General features: G+C 73.0%; 20 protein-coding genes. 1 reads left to right on the top strand and 19 read right to left on the bottom strand.

All coding sequences use genetic code 11. The features are described from left to right. Positions 1-4: 4 nt before the first annotated feature. From ABZ945_RS10650 to ABZ945_RS10620, 7 genes are all read right to left on the bottom strand, one after another. The gene (locus tag ABZ945_RS10650; RefSeq protein WP_361266814.1) at positions 5-931 is read right to left on the bottom strand and encodes a glycoside hydrolase family 19 protein; all 927 of its coding nucleotides are present in this window, start codon (positions 929-931) and stop codon (positions 5-7) included. Positions 932-1053: 122 nt separating this feature from the next. Beyond that, the gene (locus ABZ945_RS10645; RefSeq protein ID WP_361266812.1) at positions 1054-1905 is read right to left on the bottom strand and encodes a hypothetical protein; all 852 of its coding nucleotides are present in this window, start codon (positions 1903-1905) and stop codon (positions 1054-1056) included. An 88-nt stretch (positions 1906-1993) separates the two neighbouring features. Further along, on the bottom strand, positions 1994-2257 hold the full coding sequence (locus ABZ945_RS10640; RefSeq protein ID WP_361266810.1) for a hypothetical protein: 264 nt from the start codon (positions 2255-2257) through the stop codon (positions 1994-1996). Further along, a complete protein-coding gene (locus ABZ945_RS10635; RefSeq protein ID WP_361266808.1) occupies positions 2254-2421 on the bottom strand; it encodes a hypothetical protein in 168 nt (55 codons plus the stop codon). Before ABZ945_RS10635 ends, ABZ945_RS10640 begins: the two co-directional genes overlap by 4 nt. 166 nt (positions 2422-2587) lie before the next feature. Next, positions 2588-2776, bottom strand: a complete 189-nt coding sequence (locus ABZ945_RS10630) for a DUF397 domain-containing protein (RefSeq protein ID WP_361267117.1) — start codon at positions 2774-2776, stop codon at positions 2588-2590. Positions 2777-2790: 14 nt separating this feature from the next. Beyond that, entirely contained in the window at positions 2791-3648 is an 858-nt protein-coding gene (locus ABZ945_RS10625; RefSeq protein ID WP_361266806.1) for a DUF5753 domain-containing protein, read from the bottom strand. Between the two features lie 85 nt (positions 3649-3733). Further along, entirely contained in the window at positions 3734-5017 is a 1284-nt protein-coding gene (locus ABZ945_RS10620) for an adenylosuccinate synthase (RefSeq protein WP_361266804.1), read from the bottom strand. Between the two features lie 191 nt (positions 5018-5208). Between ABZ945_RS10620 and ABZ945_RS10615 the strand changes: the two genes are divergently transcribed. Beyond that, positions 5209-6087, top strand: coding sequence for a diacylglycerol kinase (locus ABZ945_RS10615; protein ID WP_361266802.1), 879 nt, complete (start codon positions 5209-5211; stop codon positions 6085-6087). A gap of 18 nt (positions 6088-6105) precedes the next feature. On the opposite strand, the gene ABZ945_RS10610 is transcribed toward ABZ945_RS10615, so the two are convergent. From ABZ945_RS10610 to fbaA, 12 genes are all read right to left on the bottom strand, one after another. Then, the gene (locus ABZ945_RS10610; RefSeq protein ID WP_361266800.1) at positions 6106-7401 is read right to left on the bottom strand and encodes a hypothetical protein; all 1296 of its coding nucleotides are present in this window, start codon (positions 7399-7401) and stop codon (positions 6106-6108) included. Between the two features lie 177 nt (positions 7402-7578). Beyond that, positions 7579-8526, bottom strand: a complete 948-nt coding sequence (locus tag ABZ945_RS10605) for a hypothetical protein (protein WP_361266798.1) — start codon at positions 8524-8526, stop codon at positions 7579-7581. A 119-nt stretch (positions 8527-8645) separates the two neighbouring features. Further along, a complete protein-coding gene (locus ABZ945_RS10600) occupies positions 8646-9113 on the bottom strand; it encodes a hypothetical protein (RefSeq protein ID WP_361266796.1) in 468 nt (155 codons plus the stop codon). A gap of 156 nt (positions 9114-9269) precedes the next feature. After that, a complete protein-coding gene (locus ABZ945_RS10595) occupies positions 9270-10469 on the bottom strand; it encodes a cytochrome P450 (RefSeq protein ID WP_361266794.1) in 1200 nt (399 codons plus the stop codon). Between the two features lie 356 nt (positions 10470-10825). Further along, the gene (locus ABZ945_RS10590; protein WP_361266792.1) at positions 10826-11485 is read right to left on the bottom strand and encodes a response regulator transcription factor; all 660 of its coding nucleotides are present in this window, start codon (positions 11483-11485) and stop codon (positions 10826-10828) included. Then, positions 11482-12762 (bottom strand): histidine kinase, encoded by a 1281-nt coding sequence (locus tag ABZ945_RS10585; RefSeq protein ID WP_361267115.1) that lies wholly within the window; start codon positions 12760-12762, stop codon positions 11482-11484. The genes ABZ945_RS10590 and ABZ945_RS10585 overlap by 4 nt, the downstream gene beginning before the upstream one ends. A 128-nt stretch (positions 12763-12890) precedes the next feature. Next, positions 12891-13724 carry an NAD(P)H-binding protein gene (locus tag ABZ945_RS10580; RefSeq protein WP_361266790.1) on the bottom strand — a complete coding sequence of 278 codons (834 nt, stop codon included), beginning with the start codon at positions 13722-13724 and terminating at the stop codon, positions 12891-12893. A gap of 118 nt (positions 13725-13842) precedes the next feature. Further along, positions 13843-14793, bottom strand: coding sequence for an alpha/beta hydrolase (locus tag ABZ945_RS10575; protein ID WP_361266788.1), 951 nt, complete (start codon positions 14791-14793; stop codon positions 13843-13845). Positions 14794-15302: 509 nt separating this feature from the next. Next, the gene (kynU, locus tag ABZ945_RS10570) at positions 15303-16559 is read right to left on the bottom strand and encodes a kynureninase (protein ID WP_361266786.1); all 1257 of its coding nucleotides are present in this window, start codon (positions 16557-16559) and stop codon (positions 15303-15305) included. After that, positions 16552-17397 carry a tryptophan 2,3-dioxygenase gene (locus tag ABZ945_RS10565; RefSeq protein ID WP_361266784.1) on the bottom strand — a complete coding sequence of 282 codons (846 nt, stop codon included), beginning with the start codon at positions 17395-17397 and terminating at the stop codon, positions 16552-16554. Before ABZ945_RS10565 ends, kynU begins: the two co-directional genes overlap by 8 nt. Before the next feature lie 257 nt (positions 17398-17654). Continuing rightward, positions 17655-18068 carry a DUF3151 domain-containing protein gene (locus ABZ945_RS10560; protein WP_361266782.1) on the bottom strand — a complete coding sequence of 138 codons (414 nt, stop codon included), beginning with the start codon at positions 18066-18068 and terminating at the stop codon, positions 17655-17657. A 163-nt stretch (positions 18069-18231) separates the two neighbouring features. Continuing rightward, the gene (gene fbaA / locus ABZ945_RS10555) at positions 18232-19254 is read right to left on the bottom strand and encodes a class II fructose-bisphosphate aldolase (RefSeq protein WP_361266780.1); all 1023 of its coding nucleotides are present in this window, start codon (positions 19252-19254) and stop codon (positions 18232-18234) included. Between the last annotated feature and the right edge of the window lie 236 nt (positions 19255-19490).

Genomic DNA, 19490 nt, shown 5'->3' with positions numbered 1-19490 from the left:
GGGCTCAGCAGCTCAGGTTGGACCCGGTCGGCACACCCAGGATCTGGGTGAAGCTCTGGTACTTGTTGATCCGGCTCTGGACCTGCGCCGGGTTCTTGCCGTCGCACTCCAGGGAGCCGTTGATGGAGCGGATGGTCTGGCCGAAGCCCGCGCCGTTGACCATGGCGTTGTGCGGGGTCATGGTCCCGGGGCCGTTCTGGGTGTTCCAGTACCAGAGGCCGGTCTTCCAGGCCACCGCCGGGTCGCGCTCCACCTTGAAGGGGTCGCGCAGCAGGTCGATGCCGAGGGCGTCACCGGCCGCCTTGTAGTTGAAGTTCCAGCTGAGCTGGATCGGCCCGCGCCCGTAGTACGCGGCCTGCCCGGCCGGGCACCCGTACGGCTGCGAGGAGTCGCAGTAGTGCGGGTAGTTGGCCTGGTTCTGCTCCACCACATGGACCAGTCCGCCGGTCTCATGGCTGACGTTGGCGAGGAACGCCGCCGCCTCCTGCCGCTTCACCGTGTCGCTGCCGGTCTTGGCGAACGCGGGGAAGGCGCTGAGCGCGTCGGTCAGCCCCTTGTACGTGTAGAAGGCGTTCCGGTTCGGGAACATCTGGTTGAACTGCGCCTCGCTGACGACGAAGCCGCTCGGGTTCGGGTTGGGCCCCGGCCCGGTACCACCACCGCAGGCACCCTGGTCGGCCCAGACGTCGGACGAGCCGGGCCGCTCGTTCTGCGTCCACCACTTCGCCTGCCAGTTGCGGCCGTTGTACGAGGCGGTCTTGCCGCCGGTGTAGACGGTGGACGCGCTCCAAGGGGCCACGCAGTCGGCAGCCGCGACGCCGGCCCCGGCAGGAGCGGCGGCACCCGCGCTCGGCGCGAACATGGCGATACCGGCGGCCGTACAGACCCCGGTGACCAGGGCGAGCATCCGCCGGGACAGGCGTCGGGACATACGTCGGGACATGAGGAAGCCCTTCCGTGGGGGGAGACCCGTGGGGATTGCGGGTCCGTAGATCGACCGACAGGTCGATCGGTGGGGGGATGGGCACAGCTCACCGGAATGGTCTGAACCTGTCAAGGTCTAGACCAGAACTCGCCATCGGTGTACGCGGCCAGCAGCGTGTCGATCCGCAGCCGCAGATCGGGGTGGTGGGCGCCCGCGACGACAACGGACAGCGCGTCGCCGTCCGCGACTCTCGCGAGCCGGATGTCCAGCGCGGCCAGGCCCCCCTCAAAGGAGTATGTGGACCAGCTGTCCACGTCCTCGTCCTCGGCGGCCTCCAGACCGCCCGCCACGGCGTCCCAGTCGGTCTCGTCGGCGCCGTACCAACCGATGTACTCAAGCAGCAGACCCACGAACGGAGCCAGGTTCCGCCGCGCGATCCGCCCGCCGAGGTCATGCAGCCTCGGGTCGGCGGTATCGTCCACCGGGGGATCCGCACGGAGGCCCGCGCTCACGGCGTGCTTGTCCTCGCCGCTGAGGCGCAAGTGCGCCCAGAGGTCCAGTCGTCGGCACGCGCGCTCGGGGTCGTAAGCCGCCCTCGGCAGTTGCGGGAGGCGTTTGCGGCCGGTCTCGTCCAGGCGATAGGGCATCGCGAACGCCGTGTCCCACCGGTCGAGTTCGGGGGTGAAGCGTTTCGCTGCCGCCGCGCTGTCCATGTCCAGGTAGCGGGCGATGTCCTCCCAGGAGCTACCGCGCTCGCGCTCGTAGACCACGGCGTCGACAACGAGCCGGTCCGCGAGTTGAGCGACGGTCAGCGCCTCGCCGGCACGACCTCCCGGGCCCGTGTAGGCGTCGAAGCGGGTGACCGCCAGATGCGCGGCCGTGTCGGCCAGGCCGACGGCGCGGTCACATAGGACAAGGCGCGCCAGAGCGGACCGGGAGAACCGGTCACGCTCGTGGTCATAGGGTGTGGTGTCCGTCATCGGGCACAGCGTGGCACAGCGACCAGGCCGGACAGTACGCGTTTTCCGCCCACCGCCCGGCTTCCCCCGCGCCGACAACCGGTCGCCGTCAGCGCGGGTGGCGGTCGAGGATCGCCTTGCGGCAGTCCGGACGTTCGGGCAGCGGGACGAGGTCGGCGGTGGTGTCGTCCAGCGCGTAGCAGAGCTGGGCGTGCAGCACCTCCGCCTCGGCGGGTGAGAGCCGCAGGGTGGCGTCCGACTCGAAGACCCGCTCGCGCCGCAGCCACAGCTCGATGGCGATCGACCCGTCCTCCTCACGCCGTACGGGCTTGCTGGGAACCCGACGGACCTGTACGGGCGGGGTGTTGCTCATACCGCCACCCCCAACGGGCAGACCGGGACGAGGTCGCCCTGCGGCGGCTCCGGCGGATGCGGTACGCGTACGGGCTCGGGCTCCGGCTCCCGTACGGGCGCGGGCGCGGCGGGCGCGGGACGGGCGAGTGCGAGACCGAGGCCCGGGCGGATACGGTGGGACATGCTGACGCTCCTGTGAGGGGTGGGTTGGCCACGCCCCGGGGTGCCGCTAACACCGCCGGGGCACTCTTGTCCGCCACCCGGCTACTCTCGGGGAGGCGACCGCTACACACGGTACGCCTCACTCGAAGCGTAAAACAACATGTTGCCTGATGTGGCATATGCCAGCTCAGACGAGGTCGTCGAACTCCCCGGCCTTGGCGCCCGCGAGGAAGGCGGCCAGCTTGGACTTGGTGGTGCGCACGACCACGCCCGGGTCGTCGCTCTCCCTGAGCAGCACTTCGCCGTCCGCGGTCGCCATCTCGATGCAGTTGTTCGCCTCGCCGGAGTAGGACGACTTCCGCCACTCGATGTCCATGGTCCTCATCGCTCTCATAGTTCCTTCTGCACCTGCCGGACGAAGTCCCGCGACAGCTCCGGGGTGAGAGCCCGCCACTCCATGCGGCCAACGGCAGCATGGTAGTTGGCGAGGTGGGTCGCGGAGTCCAGGAACATCAGCCCGCTGGGCACATCGATCTGCACGGTGTCGAGCTGAGCCACGGGCCCGTGCGCGTACAGGGTCGAACTCGCCGCGCTGGGAAACGCTCCGGCCGAGAACGGCACGACCGTAAGGGTCACCGCCGGGTGCTCCGAGTAGGTCAGCAGGTGATCCAACTGGCGTCGCGCCACGGTCCGGTTGCCGAAGAGCATGCGCAGCGACGCTTCATGGAGCACGAACGAGCACCGCGGCGGCTCGGCGCGCTCCAGGAGCGCCCGTCGGCGCATGCGGAACTCCACGTGCGTCGCTATGGCCTCAGCCGTCGGCGGCGGGATGGCCTCGGCGAAAACCGCCCGGGCATAGTCCTCGTGCTGCAACAGACCGGGCTGGTTGGTGATCTGGACGTGCCGCAGGCTCACCGCGTGGTGCTCCAGCTCGGCCAGGTCCAGCATGAACGAGGACATGGAGTCCCGGAAGTCGTCCCACCAGTTCCAGTCTCCCGACCGCTCCCGGGCCATCTCGGCCAGCGCGTCGATCAACCCCTGGTCCGGGCAGGAGTAGTTGGCCGCCCAGACCCGTACCCGGTCGGCGCTGACGCCCGAGCGGGCCGCCTCGGTGTTGCTCACCGTCGTCCGGTCGGTGCGGTGCAGGGCGGCGGCCTCGTTGATGGACATGTTCACGTGCTCGCGCATCCTGCGCAGCTCCGTGCCCAGGCGGCGCTGCCGCTCGGTGGACGGCTTCCTCACAGGCATGCCGTCACCCTATGCCCACCCCCCGACACACCACGGCGGCCGGTGGGCGTCACACCCACCGGCCGCCGTCAGGCGAACGCACGTCCTAGAGGAAGGAGTTGATCTCGATCGTCTCGGTGCGGCCCGGGCCGACGCCGATCGCGGAGATCGGGGCGCCGGACATCTCCTCCAGGGCCTTCACATAGGCCTGCGCGTTCTTCGGCAGGTCGGCGAAGGTCTTGGCCTTGGTGATGTCCTCGGACCAGCCCGGCAGGTACTCGTACACCGGCTTCGCGTGGTGGAAGTCGGACTGCGAGTACGGCAGCTCCTCGACGCGCTTGCCGTCGATCTCGTAGGCGACGCAGACCGGGATCCGCTCCCAGCCGGTGAGCACGTCCAGCTTGGTGAGGAAGAAGTCGGTCAGGCCGTTGACGCGGGTGGCGTAGCGGGCGATGACCGCGTCGAACCAGCCGCAGCGGCGGTCGCGGCCAGTGGTGACGCCGCGCTCGCCGCCGATGCGGCGCAGGTCCTCGCCGTCCTGGTCGAACAGCTCGGTCGGGAACGGCCCGGCGCCCACACGGGTGGTGTACGCCTTGAGGATGCCGATCACGCGGCTGATCTTCGTCGGGCCGACGCCCGCGCCGGTGCAGGCGCCGCCGGCGGTCGGGTTGGAGGAGGTGACGAAGGGGTACGTCCCGTGGTCCACGTCCAGCAGGGTGCCCTGGCCGCCCTCGAACAGGACGACCTTGCCCGCGTCGATGGCGTCGTTCAGGATCAGGGTGGTGTCGGCGACGTAGGGGCGCAGCTCCTCCGCGTACCCGAGCATCTCCTCCACGATCCGCTCGGCCTCGATGGCGCGGCGGTTGTAGACCTTGGCGAGCAGCTGGTTCTTGCCCTCCAGCGCCGCCTCCACCTTCTGGGCGAGGATCGACTCGTCGTAGAGGTCCTGGACGCGGATGCCCACGCGGTTGATCTTGTCGGCGTAGGTGGGGCCGATGCCGCGACCGGTGGTGCCGATCTTCCGCTTGCCGAGGAATCGTTCCGTCGTCTTGTCGAGAGTGACGTTGTACGGGGTGATCAGATGGGCGTTGCCGCTGATCATGAGCTTGGATGTGTCGATGCCGCGCTCGTTCAGTCCGCTCAGCTCGGAGAGCAGGACCGCCGGGTCGACCACGACGCCGTTGCCGATCACCGGGGTGCAGCCCGGCGAGAGGATGCCGGAGGGGAGCAGGTGGAGCGCGTACTTCTGGTCACCGACGATGACGGTGTGGCCGGCGTTGTTGCCGCCCTGGTAGCGGACCACGTAGTCGACGGAGCCACCGAGCAGGTCGGTGGCCTTCCCCTTGCCCTCGTCACCCCACTGAGCACCGAGCAGCACAAGTGCGGGCACAGGCGTACACCCCTTCCGGGCGGGGCATGTCCAAGTGGCGGGCGCGGCGGCATCCGCCGTACGTGTGTGCCGTACGCCGGTGTACGCCACCAACCGAGCCGTCGAACCGGTGCCCCGGAATAGACGAAGCCCCTGGGCGCAATCGCGCAAAGGGGCTCTTGCACAAAGATGCTACCCGAGGAAGGACCGACGTGTCGGCTCCCGACCAGCTGCTGGTCATCATCGACCCGGTCGCGCGCCGTGGCGACGGTGAGTCCGTACGCATCGCCAAGGACGTGCTGTGTGCCCGCGCCGATGTGCGGATCAGCCTTCCGGACGGCCCGGCGGAGTTCGCCCGGGCGCTGGACCGGTGCGGTTCGCGGCGGCCGGTGGTGGTCGGGGACGACCGGGCGCTGCTGCGCGCGGTGGACCGCCTGCACCGGGGCCGGGGGCTGGCGGACGGCGCGCCCCTGTCGGTGGTGCCGGTGGGACCGCCGGGCTCGGTGCAGCTGGCGGGCGGGCTCGGGGTGCCGCTGGGCGCGGTGGCCGCGGCCCGCTCGGTGCTGGAGGGGGTGGCTCGGCGGCTGGACCTGCTGGTGGACGACAGCGGCGGGGTGGTGCTGCGGGGTTTGCGGATCCCGGCCGGGGCGGCCGGAGTGCCCGCGGTCGTGGACGGGGTGCCGTACGGGGCCGGCCCGGCGGGCGGGGTGTGGGACACCTGCCGCTCGCTGGTACGGACCCTGGTGCGGCCGCCGGTGGTCGCGGCCGCGCCCCGGGCGGCGGTGCGCCCCGCCCGTACCCACCGGCTGCGGGTGGAGGCGGACGGGCAGCTGCTGAGCGACCTGGACGCGCCGGTGGAGGATGTGACGGTGGTGTCCCGTAACGGCGTCGCCGAGGTGGTGGTACGGCCACGGGCCGGTGCCGACCCGATACGGCGGGAGGCGTCCGCGATCACCGTCTCGGGTGCGTCCTTCCGCTACCGTGCCGACACCGCGCAGGTCACCGGCCCGGTGTGGACCCGGACCTGGACGCTGCGCCGCTCGGCGTGGGCGCTGACCCTGCCCGCGGGGAGCCAGCTCCCGGCCCCGTAGAGCTCAGCCCCGTAGGGCTCAGCGGGGTGGGGCGGAGAGGGAGAGGACGGCGTCCGCCACCTTGGTGCGCTTGCCGCCGCGTTCGCGGTGGAGGGTGCCGGTGTTGCAGTAGGTGACGGTGTCGGCCGGACCGAGTGCGTCGATCCGGCCGACGCAGTCCGGGATGGTCAGCACCATCCGGGTGCCCCGGTCCAGCGGGCGGACCACGGTGGCCGGCTGGTCGCCCGCGCTCACCCAGCGGTCGCCGTCCAGCCGGAACAGGGTGGCCGGGCGGTGCCGCTTCTTCTTGTCGTCCTCGGTGCGCCGGCTGTTGTCGCAGGTCCAGGCCGCGATGGTGGCGTACAGATGCCGGTCGGGGCCCCACCAGAGATCTCGTACGTCGATTCCGCCGGTGACACCGGCGATATAGCCGGGGGGCAGGGCCGCCGTCTGGTCGCTGCCGCCCACCTCGCCCCGGAGCCCGAGCGGATGGATCGGGAACGGGGCGACGCAGCCGCCGGGGTTGTTGCGGGCGGCGACGGCTATCCGGTCGCGGCCGCCGACCGTGGCGAGCGCGGCGGGCATGTTCGCGTTGGAATCGAAGGGCGGGCGGTAGGCGGCGGTCTCCCGGCCGTCGGCGTCGAGGAGCCGCAGGTCCATGCCGGTGTCCCCGTCCGCCGTGATCGTGTACTGGGCGGTCAGCAGATGGTCGCGGGTGCCGCCGAGGAAGCGGATCTGCCAACTGCTGCCGTTGCCGGCCGGGGTGGTGATCCTGGTACCGGTGGCGTCGGGGTCGGGGTCGGTGAGGTCGAAGCGGAGTGCGCGGGTGTCCCCGTCCTGCCATCCGAGGACGGCGACCTCGTGGTCGCCCACGGGCGCCAGGTCGTAGCAGCCGGGGCAGGGCAGCCGGCGTATCCCGCCGGTGCCGGCGTCCACGGTGATCAGCCGGGTCTCCTCGGGCTGCTCCAGCATCGCGTCGTCGGAGAGGAACACCACCCGGCGGCCGTCATGGGTCCACACCACCGTGTTGTTCAGCGGGTCGGCCAGGTCGAAGACGCGCGGGACGCGGACCGGCGGCCGGCCCTCGCGCATCAGGACGAGCCCCTTCTCGGTGGTGTACGCATACGAGGCCCCGGCGGACTGGGACGCGGGAGGGGGACGGCCGGAGCCGGGCCCTCCCTGCCCTGCCCTGTCGCCTCCGCTCCCGCCCCGGCCGTCTCCGGCCCCGTCGCTCCCGGCGCGGGTGACGAGCAGCGTCGCGGCGACGGCCAGCACCACGGCGAGGGCGACGAGGACGGCGAGCCGCCCGACGGTGATCCCCTTCGCCCCGGTCATGAGCCCGCCCCGATCACGGCGATCCCCCTCATCTCGATCATGAGCCCGCCCCGGTCATGGTGATCCCTTTCGCCCCGGTCATGAGCCCGCCCCGCTCACGGTGATCCCCTTCGGCCCGGTCGTGAGCCCGCCCCGGTCGTGGTGATCCCTTTCGCCCCGGTCATGAGCCCGCCCCGCTCACGGTGATCCCCTTCGGCCCGGTCGTGAGCCCGCCCCGGTCGTGGGCCCGGATCCGGTCGCGGACCGGGGGTCCACCCGGTGCCAGCCGTCCACGCGCTGCTCGTACGCCGCGCCATAGCCGGCGGGCGGGCGGCCGCCCGGGTCGGCGGGGCCGGTCAGCTGGAAGGGCTTGCCCGCGTGGTCGATCCGCTGGGTGAGGACGCCATCCGCGGTGGCCACCACCAGCTCCAGGCTGAACGAGCAGTGGTGGCGGACGGTGGTGACGCCGATGGAGAGCTTCTCCAGCTCACCGGGCTTCACGGTCAGGGTCTTCTCGTCGAAGTAGTTGCGCTCTGTCCATTTCAGGCCCCCGGTGGTGTGGGCCCGCAGTTGGGGATACGGGTCGGCCGCGTCCAGGTCGAAGCCGAGCGCCACCGTGTCGCCGGTGCCCTGCGAGCGGTAGACGAAGTGCGTGCCGTCCAAGGGGGGCCCGCACTTCTTGATCACATTGACGTCCGTGATCTGGACCTGCTCGGCCGCGTTCCCCCGGAGAGCGACGGTGATGGTGCCGGCCCCGGTCACCACCGCCTTGTTCCGCTCACGCCAGTCGTCGTAGGCGTCCGAGTCCTGTGTGACCTTGGAGTTGAAGTCCCCGAGCTCGGCGTCGGTCATCCGCAGGATGCCCGGCAGCGCGAAGTCCTTGCCCGGCAGATCACTGACCGGGCCGCTGACGGAGGTGACCAGCACCGGAGGCGCCCCGGACGGGGCCGGACGGGGCCGGGTGTCCACGCTGGGGCGGGAGTGGGCGGGGACGCCGCCGTCCCGGCTCTGCCACCACAGCGTGCCGCCGACCGCGAGCCCGATGACCAGCAGCAGGCAGACCACGGTGGCCAGCGGGCCGACGGTGCGGCCCGTCGCGGGCGCGGGGCCGTGGACGAAGAGGTTGTGGGTGGAGCCGACCGCCAACCCGCCCTGGGAGGCATGCGCACTGCCGGGCGTACGGCGGCCGCCGTGCCCGTCGTCCTCCGGTCCGTGGACCGCTTGGGGGGCCTGGTCGGCGGGGGCGCCGCCGGGGGCCGGTCCGGCTAGCCCTCGGGCCGGACCGGCGGCGGAGGGGGGCTGAAGCTCACGCCCCCGTTGATCAGGGCGGCGGCGAGTGAACCCTGCTCGGCGTGGACCCGGATACCGCCCTGGACATGCTGGTCACCGCCGCGGACCTCCCGCGCGGCCGGCTCCCGCTCCACCAGCCGGTGCAGCTCGGCGGCGGCCTCCTCGCGCTCCGGGCCGTCCAGCCGCTCCAGGGTGGTGATGACCCGGTCCCGCCAGGCCGCCCCGTACCGCTCCAGCTCGGCGCGGGTCGGCGTGCCGTCCGCCAGCAGCTCGGCGGCACCGGCGTCCAGCTCGGCGAGGGCGCCTTCCCCGCCTCGGGCGTCACCCCGGCCGAGCCAGCCGCCGAGGCGGGTGCGCAGCCCTTCCCAGGCGTCGGTGCCGGCGGCGGTCGCCACCGCGGCGCCCGCCGCCGCGGCGAGTGTCAGCAGTTCTTCGGTCAGCATGGTGCGGCCCCTCCCCGCGGGCGTACGGCCGCGGTGCCGTCCTCGGCACCCGCCCCCCGTACTTTCTGTATACGCACAGTAACCGACCCGAACCGCCGCGTCAGCGGAATAGCGGGATATGGCGATGATCCGCCACGCCCCTTCCCACCGAGCCGCTCAGACCTCCACCATCAGCGCCTCCAGCCCCCGGATCACGAACCCCGGCTGCCAGGTCGGCTCCGCCACCAGTCGCAGCCCGGGGGCGCGGCGCAGCAGCTCCGCGAAGGAGGCGGTCAGCTCCAGCCGGGCCAGCGGGGCGCCCAGGCAGTAGTGGATGCCGGCGCCGAAGGAGACATGCGGGTTGTCGGCGCGGGCGAGGTCCAGGCGCTCCGGGTCGGTGAAGCGGGCCGGGTCGCGGTTGGCGGAGCCGAAGAGCAGCGCCACCTCGGAGCCGCGCGGGATGACGGTGCCGTCGATCTCGATCTCGTCCAGCACCCACCGTTCGAAGAGCTGGAGCGGGGTGGCGTAGCGCAGCAGCTCCTCGACGGCCGTGTCCAGCGCGACCCGGCCCTCGCGCAGGGCGGCGAGTTGCTCGGGGTGGCGGAACAGGGCCCACCAGCCGTTCGCGGTGGTGTTGACGGTGGCCTCGTGGCCGGCGTTCAGCAGCAGGACGCAGGTGGAGACCATCTCCTGCTCGCTGAGCCGGTCGCCCTCGTCGTGGGCCGCGATCAGGGCGCTGATCAGGTCGTCGCCGGGGGCCTTGCGGCGTACGGCGATCAGTTCCCGTAGATACGCCGAGAACTCCTCGGAGGCGGTGACCGCCCGGCGCGCGGTTTGCTCGTCCGGGTTGAGCTCGTACATCCCGCAGATCGCCGCCGACCAGGGGCGCAGAGGGGCGCGGTCGGCGGCGGGGATGCCGAGCATCTCGGCGATCACGGCGACCGGGAGGGGTTCGGCGACGGTGGAGAGCAGGTCCCCGCCGCCGTCCGCGAGGAGCCCGTCGACCAGCTCCGCGGCCAGCCGCCGTACCACCGGCTCCAGCCGCTCGACGGTGCGCGGGGTGAACGCCTTGGCCACCAGGCGCCGGATGCGGGTGTGGTCCGGGGCCTCCAGGTCCAGCAGCCCGTTGCCGTTGAGCACGGTGAACGGCTCGTGCACGGCGGGCGGCGGGGTGCGGCCGAACTCCTCGTGGGTGAAGCGGTGCAGATAGGTGCGGCCAAGGCGGCGGTCGCGCAGCAGCGCCGAGACGTCCGCGTGGTGCGGGACGAGGTACTGGCGGGACGGCTCGAACCAGTGCACCCGGCCCCGGGCGCGCAGCTCGGCGTAGGCCGGGTACGGGTCGGCGAGGAACGCGGGTGACCACGGGTCGAAGTCCATCAGCGGACGATAGGCCGTCCCCCGGGGCGGCCGAAAGGGGCGGACCCGCCACCAGAGCGGGCCCGTCACCTGAGCGGCGGGAGGCGCCCGCTCACCACGGGATGGCCAGGCGGGGCCGGTTGACCTGGTCGGGCCCGCCGCCGGAGCGGCCGGGGGCCCGCTCAGCCCGGGGTGGCCAGGCGGGCCCGCCCACGCCGTCGCCACCAGCCTCGCCATGGGCGCTCACCCCGGGGTGACCAGCCGGAGCCGGCAGACCGGGCCGGGCCGGCCGAGAGGGGCGGGCCCGCCACCAGAGCGGCGGACGGGGGGCCCACCCAGCCCGAGTGACCAGCCGGGCTCGCCATCGCCATCAGGGCTCAGCCCGGGGTGACCAGGCGGGCCTCGTAGGCGAAGACCGCCGCCTGGGTGCGGTCGCGCAGGCCGAGCTTGACCAGGATGCGGCTGACATGGGTCTTGATGGTCGACTCGGCCACCACCAGCCGGGAGGCGATCTCCCCGTTGGAGAGTCCCTGGGCGATCAGCACCAGGACCTCCGTCTCGCGCTCGGTCAGGTCCCCTATCTGGGCCTGGGCGGCCGGGCGGGACGGTTCGACCGACTTGGCGAACTCGGTGATCAGCCGCCGGGTGACGGTCGGGGCGAGCAGCGCCTCGCCTTCGGCGACCACCCGCACGCCCTCCGCCAGCTGCCGGGCCGAGGCGTCCTTGAGGAGGAACCCGGAGGCCCCGGCGCGCAGCGCCTGGTACACGTACTCGTCCAGGTCGAAGGTGGTGAGCACCAGCACCTTGGCGTCGCCGTCCGCCGCGATGATCTCCCGGGTGGCGTCGATGCCGTTCATCTCCGGCATCCGGATGTCCATGAGGACCACGTCCGGTCTCAGCGCGGCGGTCTGGGTGACCGCCTCCCGCCCGTTGACGGCCTCCCCGGCGACCTCGATGTCCGGCATGGCGTTCAGCAGGACGGAGAAGCCCTCCCGGACCATCACCTGGTCGTCCACGATCAGCACTCGGATGGTCATGACAGCTCCTCGGCGCGGTCGGCCCGGTCGTCCCGGGGGGTCGGCACGGCCGGTACGGGGAGCCAGGCGGCCACCTCGTAACCGCCCTCCTCGGTCGGACCGGCCGTCATCTCGCCGTCCAGCATCGCCACCCGCTCCCGCATCCCGGTGATGCCGTGCCCGGCGCCCGGCGAGGGCTTGACCAGTCCGCGCGGCGGCCCGTTGACCACCCGCAGCCCCAGCCCGCCCAGGACGTAGGACACCTCCACCCGGGCCTCGGCCCCCGGTGCGTGGCGCAGCGCGTTGCTCAGCGCCTCCTGCACGATCCGGTACGCGGAGAGCTCCACGCCCTGCGGCAGCTCCCGCCGCGCCCCGGTGACCGCGGCCTCCACGCTCAGCCCGGCGTCGCGGACGTTGGACAGCAGCCCGTCGAGGTCGGCGAGGGTCGGCTGCGGGGCCTCGGGGGCCTGGTAGTCCTCGGCGCGGACCACACCGAGGATGCGGCGCAGCTCGGTGAGGGCGGAGACCGCGTTCTCCCGGATGGTGGCGAAGGCCTGCTCCAGCTCGGGCGGAGGGTTCTCCACCCGGTAGGGCGCGGCCTCGGCCTGGATGGCGACCACCGACATGTGGTGGGCCACCACGTCGTGCAGCTCGCGGGCGATGGTGGTGCGCTCCTCCAGCAGGGTCCGGCGGGAGCGCTCCTGCTGGGTGACGGTCCGCTCGGCGGTGACCTCCTGGGTGGCCTGGCGGCGTACCTGGAGCAGGGCGACGACCAGCAGGAAGAAGGCGGAGAGGGCGGTCATCGCGAAGGCGTTGGAGGTGATCCCCCGGCCGAAGACGAAGTGGGCGACCGGGCCGTAGAGGGCGGTGATCACCCACATCCAGGCGGCCGCCCGGGGCCGGGTCCGCGCGGCGGCGACCACCAGGACCATCAGATGGGCGACGAAGGAGGCGGGCGCCCAGGGCCAGTCGTCCCAGTACCCCTGGCCCAGTACGAGGACGAACGGGGCGGAGAGCATCGACAGCCAGAACGCGGCGACCGGCCGGACCAGGGTGAGGGCGATCGCGGCGGCGGGCACCACCCCGCCCAGCCCGGCGCCGGTGCTCCAGGCGAAGACCGCCAGCCAGAACGCCGCGGCGATGATGACGGCGTGCGGCAGATAGCCGGCGTAGGCGCGTATCCGCACCGGCAGGCGGCGGGTCACCGGGCCGTCGGTGCGCATCCGGGGAAGCAGCCGGTAGTCGAGGACGTCCTGGAGGAGCTCCTGGCGCAGGCCCTGGAGCAGGCCCTGCGCCATGACGTACTCGGGGCTTCTGGTCTTGGTGTCGGTCACAACGAAAACGGTAAGCCGGGACGAGGACGCGGTCGTCACCTTGGATACGGATCCTTCCGCGTCCGTCCCAGGTACTACTCGGTGACCAGGTACTACGCGGTGAAGGCCCCGGCGTGCTCGGCGGCCCACCGGGCGAAGGTGCGCGGGGGCCGGCCGGTGACCTTCAGCACGGTGTCGTTGGGGGTGCGGCCCTCCGCCGGGGTGTCCCCGTACACGCCCAGCAGGAAGTCGATGACCTCCTGGCCGTGACCGGCCGCCCGCCACCGCGCCTCGGCCTGCTCGGGGGTCAGCTCCACCAGCCCGATCGCCCGGCCGCGCGCCGCACCGAGGAGGTCCACCTTGTCCTGGACGGTGAGCGCCTGCGGCCCGGTGATCAGGTACGACCGCCCGTCGTGGCCGTCCCGGGTGAGCGCGGCGGCGATCACCGCGCCGATGTCGGCCTCGTGGACCATCGCGCTGAGCCGGCCGGTGAACGGCTCGCGCACCTCACCGGTGGTGCGGACCGGCTCCGCCCACTCCAGGGCGTTGGCCATGAACTCCACCGGCATGGCCACGGTCCAGGCGATCCCGGCCGCCCCGGCGCCCTCGCGCACCGCCTGCTCCAGCGGGGTGTCGCCGCCGCCGTGGAGGACGGTGATCCGGCGCACCCCGGCCTCCCGGGCCAGCTCCAGGATGCGCGGGCCGGTCGTCAGCGGGGAGAAGTAGGCGTCCCCAAAGGTGATCAGATGCAGCCCGGTCGCCCCGGTGAGCGGGCCGGCCAGCGAGTCCGGGTCGTTGAGGTCGCCCCGGACGACCTCGACGCCCTCGGGGAAGTCGGCCTTGCCGGGGTCGCGGGTGAGCGCCCGGACGGGCTGACCGAGGCGCAGCAGTTCGAGGACGACCTGACGGCCGACGGTTCCGGTTGCTCCGGCTACGAGATTCGTCATACCGGGAAAGCTACGGAGACTTGCGGTCAGCTCCGGTCCTGAAAGGGCCGGCCGAGTCGGTGCTCACCAGCCGAGTCGGTGCTCACCCTGCGATCCGTCCTCACCAGGGGACCCGTCCTCACCAGGCGAGCTGGGCGATCTCCTCGGCGACCACCGCGCAGGCGTCCGCGGCCGGGTCGATCAGCGGAAAGTGGCCCACGCCGTCCAGCAGCGTGAGACCGGTGCTCTCACCCGCCATGGCCGCCGCGTCCGCGTAGGCCTCGGCGATCTCGGCCGGGACGACGGTGTCCGCGCGGCCCTGGACCAGGGTGGTGGCGATGCCGGTCGGCAGCAGGGCGGCCGGGTCGGCGTGCGCGGCCCGCTCCTCGAAGAGGCCGCCCGTGCCGAGGAGCTGCCGCACCGCTCCCCCGCACAGCTCCAGCTCGGCGGCGCGGGCGAGGTGCGCGAGCGGCGCGAGGGCGACCACCCCGCGCAGTGCGGGCGGCGCCGGCAGCCGCCACGGGGAGCCGGGCGGTAGTACGTGCCGGGCGGCCGCCCACAGCACCAGGTGCCCGCCCGCCGAGTGGCCGGTGAGCACCAGCCGCCGCGGATCGGCGTCGGGCAGATGCCGCTCGGCGAGGCCGGGCAGCGCGTCCAGCGCGGCGGCCGTGTCGTCGAAGGTCTCCGGCCAGCGCCCCGCGAGCGGTTCGCCGTCCGTCGCCGTCTCGCCCTCGGCGCCGCCCCGCCGGTACTCGACGGTGGCGACGGCGAACCCGCGCCGGGCCAGGAAGTCCGCGAACGGGGTGATGTGCCGGCGGTCGTAACGGGCCCGCCAGGCACCGCCGTGCACCACCGCGACGAGCGGCGCCCGGCCGCCGGGCCCGCCGCCCCCGGGCGCGTAGAAGTCCACGACCTGGTCGGGGTGGTCGCCGTACGCGGCGGTGGAGTCCGGGGCGACGACCGGGTGCGAGAAGGCCGACGCCTCCTCAGCGGCATCGCGGGCGGCGGCATCGCGGGCGACCTCACGGGCGGCGACCTCGCGGACGGCGACCTCAGGGACGGCGGCCTCACGGGCGGCGGCATCGGGCATGCGGCGGAGCCTTTCGGTGACGGGCCGGACCGGCCTGGGCTGCGGGGACGGTACCAGGGCGGACCGGTTACGAGGACGGCCAACGGTGCACGGAGGATGCGGGCCCCGGGGGCGCGAGCCGCCGGTGCGCTGCCACCGGTGCACTGCTGCCGGTGTACTGGGGCGGAAGGCATCGCGGGTGCGGGCCCCCAGGGGCGAGCCACTGGTGCGCTGGGGCGGAGAGCCACCGCGAGTGCGGGCCCTGCGGCCGCGAGCCGCCGGTGCGCTGGGGCCGGCGCGCTGGGGCGGAGGACCGTAGACCGTCGGGACAGGGGCGGAGGCCCGTGGGCCGTCGAGACAAGGGCCCTCCCCACACCCGGAGGCCCGGGCCACTCGCCCCCACGCCCGCTCCGGGCACCCCGCAAGCCCGGACCGCCGGCCCCCACGGCCCTCCTCACACCCGGAGGCCCGGACCGCTGCGTCTGCCGCGCGGTCCGGGCCTCGGGCGGGAGTCCGCCGTTATCGGGTGCCTACGAGGCGCCCCCGGCCGTCACTCTGGCCGCCGCCCCGGCCCCGGCCGGGACCTCCGCCAGCACCTCGGCGAGGGTCCGCGCCGCCCGCTCGGCGTCCGCGAAGCCCACGTACAGCGGGGTGAAGCCGAACCGCAGCACATCCGGGCGGCGCAGGTCGCCCACCACACCGCGGTCGATCAGCCGCCGCATCACCTCCGGCGCCTCCGGGCAGCTCAGCGAGACCTGGCTGCCGCGCTCGGCGTGGACCTCGGGGGTGACCGGGACGACCCGGCCCGCCGGAACGTACGCGGCGACGCACTCCAGGAAGAAGTCCGTCAGCGCCAGGCTCTTGGCCCGTACCGCCTCCACCGCGACCCCGTCCCAGACGTCCAGCGCCGCTTCCAGCGCCAGCATCGAGAGGATGTCGGGGGTGCCGACCCGGCCGCGTACCGCGCCGTCCGCCGCCGCGTACTCGGGGGTCATCCCGAACGGGTCGGCGTGCGAGGTCCAGCCGGGCAGCGGCGAGTCGAAGGCCGCCTGGTGGCGCTCGGCCACATACAGGAAGGCCGGGGCGCCCGGCCCGCCGTTGAGGTACTTGTAGGTGCAGCCCACCGCCAGGTCCACGCCGTGCGCGTCCAGCCCGACCGGCAGCGCCCCGGCGCTGTGGCACAGGTCCCAGATCGCCAGCGCCCCGGCGGCCCGGACGGCGGCCGTGATGCCCGGCAGGTCGTGCAGCCGGCCGGTCCGGTAGTCGACGTGGTTGAGCAGCACCGCCGCCGTACGCGGCCCCACCGCCGAGGCCGCCTCGCCCGGAGCCACCGGGACCAGCCGCTTCCCGGTGAGCCGGGCGGCGGACGCGGCGAGGTAGCCGTCGGTCGGGAAGGTGGTGGCGTCGACCAGGATCTCGTCCCGCCCCTCCCCCGCCAGCCGGACCGCCGCCACGACCGCCTTGAAGACGTTGACGCTGGTGGAGTCGCCGACCACGATCTGTCCCGGCGCGGCGCCGACCAGCGGGGCGATACGGTCGCCGATCCGCTCCGGCGCGGTCCACCAGCCGCTCTCGTCCCAGGAGCGGATCCGCAGCTCGCCCCACTCCCGGCCGATCACCTCGGCCATCCGGGCGGGTACGTGCGCGGGCAGCGCCCCCAGCGAGTTGCCGTCCAGATAGACGGTCTCCTCGTCCAGCGCGAACAGCTTGCGGTGCCCGGCGAGCGGATCGACCGCGTCCAGCTCCCGGGCCGCGTGGCTCTCAGAGCTCTCGACGGTCTCAGACATGGCTGCGCGCCGTCCACAGCTCGGGGAAGACGTTCTTCCGGGCGCGCTTCTCCAGCCAGGCCACGCCCGCCGAGCCGCCGGTGCCGGTCTTGGAGCCCATCGCCCGGCGGGTGGCCATCAGATGGTCGTTGCGCCACCGCCAGACCAGCTCGCCGACATCGGTGAGCGCCTCGCCGAGCCGGATCAGCTCGCCGTTCTGGTCCGGGTCGGCGTAGATCCCGGCCCAGATCTCCTCCACGGCCGGGGACGGCTCGTACCGCTGGGAGAGGTCGCGCTCCAGCACCTCGCGCGGCACCGGCAGCCCGCGCCGGGCCAGCAGCCGCAGCGCCTCGTCGTACAGGCTGGGCTCCTGCAGGGCCTTCTCCAGCTCGGCGTGGACCCGGGGCGCGCCCCGGTGCGGCACCAGCATGGACGCCGACTTGTCGCCGAGCAGGAACTCCATCCGCCGGTACATCGCGGACTGGAAGCCGGAGCCCTCGCCCAGCGCGGCCCGGTAGGAGTTGAACTGCGCGGGGGTGAGCTGGCCGAGCGGGGTCCAGGAGGCGTTCAGCGCCTCCAGCTCGCGCACCGACCGCTTCAGCGCGTCCCGCGCCACCGGGATCCGGTCCTCGCGCAGCGCGCGGCTCGCGGTCTCCCACTCGTGGACGATGACGGTGAACCACAACTCCATGACCTGGGTCGTCACCAGGAAGACCATCTCGCCCGGGTCGTCCGAGAGCGGATGCTGGAGGTGGGTGAGGACGTCCGCCTGGACGTAGTCCTCGTACGGCGTGGTGCCGGCGAAGTCCAGGTTCGGGGTGTCCGAACCGGCCGCTGCGGCATCGGGGGCAGTAGACATCGCTGTCTCCATCAATGCGTGCTACCGGGTAGCGGTCCGCTCCGTCCAGTCGACTGGAGAGCCCCGGTCCCCTCGGGGCCCCGCCACCCTCGGTGCTAACGGCGGCCCCGATCGCATCATGACACGGTTCGCCCGACCGTGTGTGCGAGCCGGGGCACGAGCCGGAACGCGCGAAGCCCCGGGCGCGCGATCGCACCCGGGGCTTCGTACACCGTCCCCAGCCCTCAGCTCAGGGAGTCCCCCGCAGTCCCCCGCACTCAGCTCAGGGTGTCGGCGGCGAGCGGCGAGGAGTCCCGCAGGAACTGCGAGCAGCGCTCGAACTCCTCCTGCTCCCCGATGGCGCCGGCGGCCCGGGCCAGGGCGTGCAGGGCCCGCAGGAAGCCGCGGTTCGGCTCATGCTCCCAGGGCACCGGGCCATGGCCCTTCCAGCCGCTGCGCCGCAGGGAGTCCAGGCCCCGGTGGTAGCCCGTCCGGGCGTAGGCGTACGACTCGACGACCCGGCCGCCCTCGAAGGCGTCGTCGGCGAGCTGCGCCCAGGCGAGTGAGGAGGCGGGGTACTTCGCCGCGACGTCCGAGGGGGCGGTGCCGGCGGCCAGCAGCTCACGCGGCTCGGGATCGTCGGGCAGACGGGTGGGGGGAGGTCCCCCCAGCAGGTTCTCGTGGATGGCCATGCCCCCAGTGTCACCCACCGCCACCCGGCGCCCGCCACCAGCCCGCACGCGGAAAGGCCGCAGGCCCGGCACCGCATCCGCCTACGCCACGGGCCCGGCACCGTTGTCCATCGGTGCCGGGCCCGTGCCCGGGGTCCTGCGGGTGCTACGGGTGCTACGGGTGTTACTTCAGCTTGGTGCCGGTGGAGCGCAGCGCGGCGCAGGCCTCGGCGACCCGCTTGGCCATGGACTCCTCGGCCAGCTTGCCCCAGGTGCGCGGGTCGTAGGTCTTCTTGTTGCCGACCTCGCCGTCCACCTTCAGCACGCCGTCGTAGTTCCGGAACATATGGGCCGCGACCGGGCGGGTGAAGGCGTACTGGGTGTCGGTGTCCAGGTTCATCTTCACCACGCCGTTCTCCAGCGCGGTGGTGATCTCCTCGGCGGTGGAGCCGGAGCCGCCGTGGAAGACGAAGTCGAACGGGTTGGCCTTGCCGTACTTGGCGGCCACACCCTCCTGGAGGTCCTTCAGCAGCTCGGGGCGGAGCACCACGTTGCCCGGCTTGTAGACGCCGTGCACATTGCCGAAGGAGGCGGCCAGCAGGTAGCGGCCCTTCTCGCCCAGGCCGAGCGCCTCGGCGGTGCGGATGGCGTCCTCGACGGTGGTGTACAGCTCGTCGTTGATCTCGTGGGTGACGCCGTCCTCCTCGCCACCGGTCGGGGTGATCTCGACCTCAAGGATGATCTTGGCGGCGGCGGCCTTGGCCAGCAGCTCCTGGCCGATGCTCAGGTTGTCGGCGAGGGTCTCGGCGGAGCCGTCCCACATGTGCGACTGGAAGAGCGGGTTCTCACCGCGGGCCACCCGCTCGGCGGAGACCTCGATCAGCGGGCGCACATAGCCGTCCAGCTTGTCCTTGGGGCAGTGGTCGGTGTGCAGCGCCACGGTGATGTCGTACTTCTTGGCGACGATGTGCGCGAACTCGGCCAGCGCGACCGCGCCGGTGACCATGTCCTTGCTGTGCTGACCGCCCAGGAACTCCGCACCACCGGTCGAGATCTGGATGATGCCGTCGCTCTCGGCCTCCGCGAAACCGCGCAGCGCGGCATGCAAGGTCTGCGACGAGGTGACGTTGATGGCCGGGTAGGCGAACTTGCCTGCCTTCGCCCGGTCGAGCATCTCGTTGTAGATCTCGGGGGTTGCGATGGGCATGGTCCGCTCCTTGTGATCCGCGGGTGGTGTTGCGTTGGTGTCCCTGACCTGGGGGCGACGTCATCGTCGCCCCCATCTTTCCAGATGGCCCCGGAGGGTCCACCCGGCGCCCGAGCGGCCACCGAGCAGCGGCCGAAAAGGGCACCCGAGTGGGGCATACGGGTGGGGGCGGCACTCCACCGTCTGGGCCAGCGGCACCCCCGCCTCGGCGGCGAACCGCCGCAGCAGCCGGGCCT

The organism is Streptomyces sp. NPDC046887, from assembly GCF_040644755.1.
In the GTDB taxonomy this organism is placed as follows: Bacteria; Actinomycetota; Actinomycetes; order Streptomycetales; family Streptomycetaceae; genus Streptomyces; species Streptomyces lichenis.
The sequence above is the reverse complement of the archived record's forward strand: the minus strand, read 5'-3'. Positions and strand labels throughout refer to the sequence as shown.